Annotated in this window: 8 protein-coding genes and 2 pseudogenes; 5 read left to right on the top strand and 5 right to left on the bottom strand. The window is 63.6% G+C overall.

Going from position 1 to position 8,191, the window contains the following annotated elements; genetic code table 11:
- Nucleotides 1–94 precede the first annotated feature (94 nt).
- The 3 genes and pseudogenes from B7X30_RS14345 to B7X30_RS14355 form a co-directional block, all read right to left on the bottom strand.
- Nucleotides 95–217: pseudogene (locus B7X30_RS14345) on the bottom strand (IS630 family transposase); the annotation flags it as partial.
- Between the two features lie 28 nt (nt 218–245).
- On the bottom strand, nt 246–1,697 hold the full coding sequence (locus B7X30_RS14350) for an ATP-binding protein (RefSeq protein WP_286731479.1): 1,452 nt from the start codon (nt 1,695–1,697) through the stop codon (nt 246–248).
- Nucleotides 1,697–2,419, bottom strand: coding sequence for a response regulator (locus B7X30_RS14355; protein ID WP_286731483.1), 723 nt, complete (start codon nt 2,417–2,419; stop codon nt 1,697–1,699). Before B7X30_RS14355 ends, B7X30_RS14350 begins: the two co-directional genes overlap by 1 nt.
- Before the next feature lie 221 nt (nt 2,420–2,640).
- On the opposite strand from B7X30_RS14355, the gene B7X30_RS14360 reads away from it, so the two are divergent.
- From B7X30_RS14360 to B7X30_RS14375, 4 genes and pseudogenes are all read left to right on the top strand, one after another.
- The gene (locus B7X30_RS14360) at nt 2,641–3,204 is read left to right on the top strand and encodes a Spy/CpxP family protein refolding chaperone (RefSeq protein WP_286731486.1); all 564 of its coding nucleotides are present in this window, start codon (nt 2,641–2,643) and stop codon (nt 3,202–3,204) included.
- Nucleotides 3,205–3,484: 280 nt separating this feature from the next.
- Nucleotides 3,485–4,479: pseudogene (locus tag B7X30_RS14365) on the top strand (IS630 family transposase).
- Between the two features lie 230 nt (nt 4,480–4,709).
- The gene (locus B7X30_RS14370; protein ID WP_286731488.1) at nt 4,710–4,880 is read left to right on the top strand and encodes an SHOCT domain-containing protein; all 171 of its coding nucleotides are present in this window, start codon (nt 4,710–4,712) and stop codon (nt 4,878–4,880) included.
- A 10-nt stretch (nt 4,881–4,890) separates the two neighbouring features.
- Nucleotides 4,891–5,478: a hypothetical protein gene (locus B7X30_RS14375; RefSeq protein ID WP_286731490.1), complete on the top strand. Its 588-nt coding sequence runs from the start codon at nt 4,891–4,893 to the stop codon at nt 5,476–5,478.
- A gap of 189 nt (nt 5,479–5,667) precedes the next feature.
- Here B7X30_RS14375 and B7X30_RS14380 read toward each other — a convergent pair whose 3' ends face one another.
- Complete coding sequence (locus tag B7X30_RS14380; RefSeq protein WP_286731492.1) at nt 5,668–7,056, bottom strand: heavy metal sensor histidine kinase; 1,389 nt, start codon at nt 7,054–7,056, stop codon at nt 5,668–5,670.
- Entirely contained in the window at nt 7,046–7,729 is a 684-nt protein-coding gene (locus B7X30_RS14385) for a heavy metal response regulator transcription factor (protein WP_286731496.1), read from the bottom strand. Before B7X30_RS14385 ends, B7X30_RS14380 begins: the two co-directional genes overlap by 11 nt.
- 148 nt (nt 7,730–7,877) lie before the next feature.
- Here B7X30_RS14385 and B7X30_RS14390 point away from each other — a divergent pair.
- Nucleotides 7,878–8,191: multicopper oxidase domain-containing protein (locus tag B7X30_RS14390; protein WP_286731498.1), on the top strand; the 314-nt coding region annotated here is incomplete at its 3' end.

The following is an 8,191-nucleotide window of genomic DNA, read 5'->3' on the forward strand; positions in this document are numbered from 1 at the left end:
TTCTCTCGGTTCGAAAAACTTGACGCGATGTTTCTCGGCTTCCTCAGCTTCGTACTGGTTGCCGATGGCCTTCGCAGTTTGTGTTAACAGGCCCTAGGCAGAAATCCATCCTCAACTGCTCGGCGCGTTTGTCGACTATGGTGCGACGTGTCTGTTCTTCTTGCTCGGGTTTCAGCACACGCCCGGAACCTGCTTCACGTCCCCGTAGGGACGTCCGCTGACAGTTCAATCTTCATAGAACCGAATCAATGAGCATCCAGATAACCGGATTTGCGCGGCAGGTGCAAGGTGGCCTCCAGGCCGCCATCCGGGTGGTTGCGCAAGGTCACATCGCCACCGGCCGCGCGCGCGATGTTGCGGGCGATCCCGAGCCCCAGGCCGGTGCCGCCGGTCTCGCGGCTGCGTGACGCTTCGAGCCGGTAGAACGGCTCGAACACCTTGTCGAGTTCGTCTGGCGCGATGCCGGGCCCCTGGTCCCGGATGCGAAGGGTGAGGGCTGCGGGGCTGTCTTCGACGATGATGCACGCCTGCCTGCCGTAGAGAATGGCGTTGTCGATCAGGTTGGAGACGCAACGTTTGAGCCGCTCGGGGTCGCCGACATAGGGGGTTAGTGCGCGGCCTTCGATGAGGACTTCGCGCTGCATGTCCTGATTGTCCGCCTGCAGGCTTTCGAGCAGCGCCGTGATGTCGATCGGCCGGACGACTTGGGGTGTCTCAAGCCCGCGCATGAAATCCAGCGTGTGCGTCACCATCAGTTCCATCTCGCGCAAATCCTTGTCGAAACGCTGGCGCAAATCGGCGTCTTCCAGCAGTTCGGTGCGCAGGCGCATGCGGGTGATGGGCGTTTTCAGGTCGTGCGACATGGCAGCGAAAATGCGGGTGCGGTCCTGAATGAAACGCACCAGGCTGGACTGCATGATGTTGAACGCATGCGCGGCGCGCCTCACCTCGGTCGGCCCGGTCTCGGGCAGCGGCGGCCGGTTGATGTCCTTGCCCAGGGCATCGGCGGCGGAGGCCAGGACCGCCAGCGGCCGGGTCATCCAGCGCACCGCCGCATACGACAGGACGAGCACCGTCAGCAGCAGCACCAGCAGGGTCAGCAGCAATCGCCACGGCGTGCTGGCCGGGCCTTGCGGCAACTGGGTGTCGAAAGCGACCCAACTGCCGTCGCGCAGTTGCACCTGGGTCAGAAACATCAAGCCCGATGGCATGAAGGGTTTCATGGCCTGCATGTCCGGCATGCCCGACATGGCCGCTGCCATGCCCCCATGTCCACCCATCATGTCCTGGCGGCCGGACTCGAGCCCGGATGGCCTGGCGCCCGACGCGGCCTGCCGGACGGAAACCCGCAGCGGCCGCGCATCACCCAGCGCGGCATGCAGCGCGGCCGAGAACATGGCGGCATGGGGGTTGTCCAGCGCCGCGGCACGCGGCGCCCGCGGCGCTGCCTCCAGCTTCACCACCTGCGGCGGCACACTGAGGATGGTGACGATGCGCTGCTGCTCGGCAGGGCCGAGGGAATCGAGCAGCTTGACGATGTCGGCGATGCGCTGCGCCGACTGCATGCCGCTGCTGCGCAACAGCAGGCGATCGCGCTCGGCGAAATTGATCGAGGCGCTCAGGATCTGGGCGAGCACCAGGCCGCTGAACAGGATCAGCATCATCCGCCCGAACAGCGAGGCCGGCAGCAGGCGCATCAGGCCATTGCCTCGACCGGGGCCGACAGGACATAGCCGGCACCGCGCACCGTCTTGATCAGGGCGGGGTCGCGCGGGTCGTCGCCCAGGCGCTGGCGCAGCCGGCTGACCTGCACGTCGATGCTGCGATCGAGCGGGTCGGCCTCACGGCCCTGCGTCAGATCGACCAACTGGTCGCGATTGAGCACCCGGTTCGGGTGGTTCAGAAAAACCCGCAGCAGCCGGTACTCGGCGCCGCTCAGCGCGACCATCACGCCGGTGGGCGAAACCAGGTGGCGATGCGCGGTGTCGAGGGTCCAGCCGGCGAAACGCACCTGGCGCACCTCGTCCGGCTGAAGATTGCGCGGCAGGCTGCGGGCACGACGCAGGATGACCTTGATGCGCGCCAGCAACTCGCGCGCGCTGAAGGGCTTGGGCAGATAGTCGTCGGCGCCCATTTCCAGACCGACGATGCGATCGGTCTCCTCGCCGCGCGCCGTCAGCATCAGAATGGGGATGTCGGACTTGGCGCGCAGCTTGCGGCACAGGGTCAGGCCGTCGTCACCGGGCAGCATCAGGTCAAGCACGATCAGGTCGACGCCGGAGGCCAGCAGCGCGCGTTCCATGGCCTTGCCGTCACCAACAGCCGTCACGCGCAAACCGTTCTTCTGCAGATAAGCGCCCAGCAGGCGGCGAATCTCGGCGTCGTCATCGACGATCAGGATGTGGTCGGAGGTTTCCATGCGTCGATTTTGGCCGGCGGGCCGGGTGCTCAGGAAAAAACAATGTAACGCAGCATGTCAACGCCAGGATTGCGCGCAGTGCGATACAAAAAAGGGCTTTGTTGACATGGCGCGCTTACATGCCGGGGCTGCAATGGGAACCGTTGCGAAGGACTTCCTTCCATCTGGCCCGGCGGGATCGTCCCACGGACCATTCGCCCAATTCAGACAGGAGCAGCACCATGAAACGCAATCAGAAAGTCATCGCCGGCATCACCGCCGTCTTGTCCGCTGCCGCCATCGGCACGGCCTTTGCGCAATCCGACGGCATGGGCTCATCGCGCATGTCGGGCAGCGCTGCCGGCATGGAGTCGGGGTCCATGATGGGTGGAGGCATGATGGGTGAGGGCAACATGCGTCAGCGCGGCATGGCCGAAGGCATGATGCATGGGGGTGATTCCGCGGCGATGGTGGACCGCCATCTGGCCGACACCAAGACCGCGCTGAACATCACCGCCGCGCAGGAACCCGCCTGGCAAGCCTTCGCCACCCAGGCGAAGCAGCAAGCCGAGGCCATGCAAACCATGCGCGGCAAGCTGCGGGACGCGAACGCAACCGCACCCGCACCCGATCGCATGCAGGCGCGCACGCAGTTGTTGCAGCAACGCCTGACCGGCATGGAGGCAATGACCAAGGCCTTCAAGCATCTCTACGCCGTGCTGAGCCCCGAGCAAAGGACCATCGCCAACCAGCGCCTGAGCATGATGGGCGAACAGCGAATGGGCATGACCGGTCATGCCGAGTGAGCTCAACGGGCGGCTGAGCGCCAAGGCGCTCAGCTCACGCCGCAGTTCGACCCGTGACCAAGCGCAAGAGTCATGTCGACGGCAAGTCCGGCACAGTCCTATTGCGCACACCGGGGTGGTGAGTCGGACGCTTGGTCGCCGTCTGCGAACCTGGCGTGGCCTGCAGCCTCAGATGCAAGGCGGCTGAATGCGCCAACGCTATTGATCTTTCCGTAAATCATGACAACCGTTGAGCTGGTCATGCGTTATACCGATATTGGGGAAGTCGGGGACGCGAGAGATGGTGACGAAACGATTGGACGACTCTATGCGGCGGCGCTTGCGAGCCGGTCGCATGTTGCTGGCGGGCAAGACGCCGGCACAGGCTGCACATGCGGTGGGTGTGGCACGGCAGACTGCATACACCTGGAAGGCGGTGCTCGATGAAGGCGGCATCGATGCGTTGCCGGCGATGCCTACGCGAGGGCGTCCGGCCCGACTGGATGAAGACCAGTTGCAGGACTTGGGGCGTGCGCTGCTGCAACGCCCGACGGAGCATGGTTTCGGCACGGACCTGTAGACGCTCAAGCGCGTGGGCGTGCTCACCTGGCGCCTGTACGGTGTCCAGTTCGGCCAGACCCAGATCTGGCGCATCCTCGGTGGTCTGGGGTTCTCGGTGCAAAAGCCCGAGCGCCGCGCCATCGAGCGTGACGGGGATGCCGTGCAGACTTGGAAGCGCAAGACCTGGCCTGCGCTCAAAAAAAAGCCAGGCGCCAAGGGCGGCTGATCGTCTTCATCGACGCGTCGGGCTTGAGCGAGCGCCCCACGCGGGTGCGCACCTGGGCGCCCAAGGGCCAGACGCCGATCATCCAGTTCCACTTCAACTGGACCCACATCTCCGTCATCGCCGGGCTGTCGCACACGAACGGCCTGTTCCGGCTGCACGAGGGCTCGATCAAGAAGGAGCGGCATGTCGAGTTCCTCAAGGCGCTGCGTGCCCACTTGAAGCAGCCGCTGTTGATCATCTGGGACGGCCTGAAGGCGCATCGCAGCAAGCTCGTGCGCGAGTATTTGGACTCCACCGGGGGCGCTGTCCAGATGGCATTCCTGCCGCCGTACGCGCCAGACTTGAATCCCGTGGAATGCCTGTGGGCGTGGCTCAAGCGGCATGCCCTCGCCAACTTCTCTCCGGCCAACCTCGACGAGCTCAACCTCACCGCCCGCAACAAGCTCAAGAGCGCGCAACACCGCCCGTCGATCATCGCCGCTTGCTGGGTCCAGGCTGGGCTTTGGTGATGTCGCCATTTAGGGAAAACTCAATAGAGTCCATCGACTTTTGGCTATTGAGATTTCCAAAATGGGCGACAGACGCAAGGCAGCGCGCAAGGCTCCCCAGCATCCCCCACGGAGTGGGGGATAAGTGAGAAAGGCGCTGCGCGAACGTGGGGGATGCCCCCCAACCCTCCCCCCACGAGATGGGGGAGGGTTGGGGTGGGGAGAGGTTCAGACAGGCTCTGATTCTCACCGTGCTCGTCGGTTTGATCCGATGGCTGTTCACTGGTCATTCGGGCCATTCAGGCGATGCCGGGGCGCGATCCGACAGCAAAAGGCACCTGGACATTCTGAAGGAGCGCTACGCCCGCGGGGACATCGACCGCGACATCTACGACCGCATGCGGCGCGAGCTGGAAAGCTGAGGCCCGGATCATGAAACCGCTACCGAAGTGGTTGCTTGCGCTGGCGATCGTGCTGTTCGCTTTTTACCTGCTCTTGATCCCCGAATTCGGCGCTGTCCCCTTCTGGGGCCGGCGATGGGAAGCGGGCGCACCGCCCCCCTGGCGTGAAAGTTCCGGTTGGTGGGGGCCACGATTCGGCTACGGCATGATGAACGGTCCGGTCAGGGACTGGGGTGCGCTCGGCGTTCAGGGCGATCACGGCTATGGTGACGACGGCGGTTATGGCTACGGCATGATGGGCGGGGACATCTGGCCGGCGGCCAGGGGTGCTTGGCAGGAAACGTTCACGCCGCAGCAGCGCGTGCGCATTGGACAGATCCAAGCCGAGGCCTTGCGTCAGGAAGGCGCCTTGCAGGCGCAGCTCTACACCGCTCGCGCCAACCTGCTGGCGGTCAACTCCGTGGCCAAGCCCGATCCGGCGGCACAGGCCAAGGCCGGCGCCGCGGTTGCCGAAATCCTGCGGCAAATCGTCCAAATCCGCCTTCAGGCGGAGCAGCAAATCCAGGTTGCGTTGAGCACCCCGTCACTGCCGACGGCATCGTCCGCGCCCGGCTCTTGAAATGCGCGGTCTCACACGTAGTATTAACGCCGTGCCGAGACTGGTATGACCGATCCTTCCCAAAGAGCAGGGTTCAGACCCGTTCTGAACCCCTTTGATGGGCTTCGGCTCGTCACGCAAGGCGAAACGTCATCGGCATGAAACCGCCAGCGGAGGGAGAGGCATGCGTACAAGCTCCCGCGTGGGCGGTCAACTGGAATGCGCCGCCGGCAATCGCACGCTGAAGCATGTTTTCCCATTCTCGGACGTGACGCCGACTTGGCCGGCATGCGCTTCGACGATCGACTTGACAATGGCCAAGCCGAGCCCCGCCCCTTCGCCACGGCGCTGGCGCGAAGGATCCACGCGGTAAAAGCGATCGAACAAGTGTGGCAAATGTTCGGCAGGAATGCTGGTGCCGGGATTGCATACTTCAATCTTGACCCATCGCTCGTCCTGCGACAAGCGCACATGGACGGATTGACCGTGCTGCGTATATCGGATGAGATTGCTCAGTGCGCGGCGCAACATCTCCCGATCGCCGTCGACCTTGCCAGCCTGACCTCCCAGTTCGAGCCGCACACCGCGGTCCTCCGCCCAGGCTTCGAAGTAGTCGAACAAGCCACATATTTCGGCATTCAGATCGATTCCAGATGCGTCGCGACGCACCGAGCTCTGCTCGGCCTGGGCCAGGAACAGCATGTCGCCGATCATCGCGCTCATATGCTCCAACTCTTCGAGGTTCGAGTACAAGATTTCCCGGTACGCATCCACGTCTCGCGCCTTGGACAGCGCGACCTGCGTCTGCGTCCTCAGGTTGGTCACCGGTGTTCGTAACTCATGGGCAATGTCGGCCGAGACGTGACGCAAACGGGCGAAGCCTTGCTCGATCCGGGTCAACATGGCGTTGAAGGCGGCCACGAGATCCGCGAGTTCGATTGGAACGTGCGCGGGGTCCAACCGGGTGTGCAGCCGCTCGGTTGTCATTTCCCGCATGCGTGCGCTGATGCGGCGCAGCGGCGCGTGCCCTTGGCGTACGGCCAGGCCTGCGACCAGAACACTGATGAGACTTGCAACCAGCGTCCCGGCCCAAAGGGCATTCTGCAATTTGCGCAGATACTGGAGGTGGAAATCGATGGCCGTTGCCACGACGACTGTTTTGTCGCCGCTACGCAAGACTGCTCCCCGATAGACATGGTGAGATGTCCTCCAGATATGCAGCGCGTCGAGGTTCAAGTTCGCGGTTGCGGGAACCTGCCGAACCAACGCATCGAGATCAGGTGTGACGGTCTTGTACAACAATCGACCATCGGCATTACGGATGACAATGGAAACGCCGTGACTCCCGGCCATAGCATCGGCGAGTCCTTGCGACTGCGCAGGATTTGGTGTCGAGATGCGATCGCGCCGAAGTGCCGCATCCACCGAAGCCCACGCGGCCCGCAACTCGGCCAGATCCATCCGCGCGAAATGCCGCTCGATCGAATGCTCAATGCTCCATGCCGAGAGCAGGAACATGGTCGTCGTCGCCAACCCGACCAAAACCGTGACCCGGACCGCCAGTGACGTTGGCCGGCGAGCCCGCTTCTCAATGCCCATCGGGGACGTCCAGGGCGTAGCCCATGCCGCGCACGGTCTGGATCAGCTTGGGCTCGAAACCGTCATCGACTTTGGCCCGCAGGCGCCGGATGGCGACGTCGATCACGTTGGTGTCGCTGTCGAAGTTCATGTCCCACACCTGAGAGGCGATTAGCGATCGGGGCAGCACTTCACCCTGGCGTCGGATCAGCAGTTCCAGCAAGGCAAACTCCTTGCTGCTCAAATTGATCCGGACCCCCGCCCGCGTGGCGCGACGCCGCGGTAGATCGAGCACCAGATCCGCGACGTGTAGTTGGTCGGTCTGGATCGGGGCACGGCCGCGGCGCAACAGGCTGCGCACGCGCGCGAGCAGTTCGGTGAAGACGAAAGGTTTGACCAGATAATCGTCGGCTCCGAGTTCAAGACCCTTGACGCGGTCCTCGATCGCGTCGCGCGCCGTGAGGAACAACACCGGGGTGCCGTTACCAGACTCGCGCAGAGACTGGAGGATGCGCCAGCCGTCGACGTCGGGAAGCATGACGTCGAGCACGATAAGGTCGTAGGGCGCGGTCATCGCGTAATGATGGCCATCGAGGCCGTTGCGCGCCCAATCGACGACGAATCCGGATTCGCTGAGCCCCTGTCTCAGATACTCACCGGTCTTGATTTCGTCCTCGACAAGCAGCAGTTTCATCGATCTCCCCCAACGAGGCGACGGCTTGCGGCCGTGCTCTCGTTCCCAAACTCTAGCCGCAGCACGTCAACAGCAAGCTGACGAGAACATGACATTAATGTCCTAGGCTACGGCTTCGATTTTCCATTGAATAGGAGCAGCCGAAACCATGCAACGCAATCTCCTCATCCGGCCAGAAGGTGTCCATGTTCAACGGCGGCGCTTCGTGCAAGGGTTCGCTGCTGGCGGCGTCATGCTGGGGCTGGCCCCGTGGACGGCGCGCGCGCAAACGGCGCCCGCCGCAACCGGGACGGCCCCGGAGTTGCGGGGTCGCGAATTCGATCTGGTGGTGGCCGAGACGCCGGTCAATTTCACCGGAAAACATCGGGTCGCGACGACGATCAACGGATCGATTCCAGGGCCAACGCTGCGCTGGAAGGAGGGCGACACGGTGACGATTCGTGTGACCAACCGGATGAACCG

It is taken from the genome of Thiomonas sp. 13-64-67 (assembly GCF_002282795.1).
Classification (GTDB): Bacteria; Pseudomonadota; Gammaproteobacteria; order Burkholderiales; family Burkholderiaceae_C; genus Thiomonas; species Thiomonas arsenitoxydans.

What these genes read in the sequence shown, in the direction of transcription:
- B7X30_RS14350 (WP_286731479.1), bottom strand. Translation starts at nt 1,697, where the DNA reads ATGCGCCTGCTGCCGGCCTCGCTGTTCGGGCGGATGATGCTGATCCTG.
- B7X30_RS14355 (WP_286731483.1), bottom strand. Translation starts at nt 2,419, where the DNA reads ATGGAAACCTCCGACCACATCCTGATCGTCGATGACGACGCCGAGATT.
- B7X30_RS14360 (WP_286731486.1), top strand. Translation starts at nt 2,641, where the DNA reads ATGAAACGCAATCAGAAAGTCATCGCCGGCATCACCGCCGTCTTGTCC.
- B7X30_RS14375 (WP_286731490.1), top strand. Translation starts at nt 4,891, where the DNA reads ATGAAACCGCTACCGAAGTGGTTGCTTGCGCTGGCGATCGTGCTGTTC.
- B7X30_RS14380 (WP_286731492.1), bottom strand. Translation starts at nt 7,056, where the DNA reads ATGGGCATTGAGAAGCGGGCTCGCCGGCCAACGTCACTGGCGGTCCGG.
- B7X30_RS14385 (WP_286731496.1), bottom strand. Translation starts at nt 7,729, where the DNA reads ATGAAACTGCTGCTTGTCGAGGACGAAATCAAGACCGGTGAGTATCTG.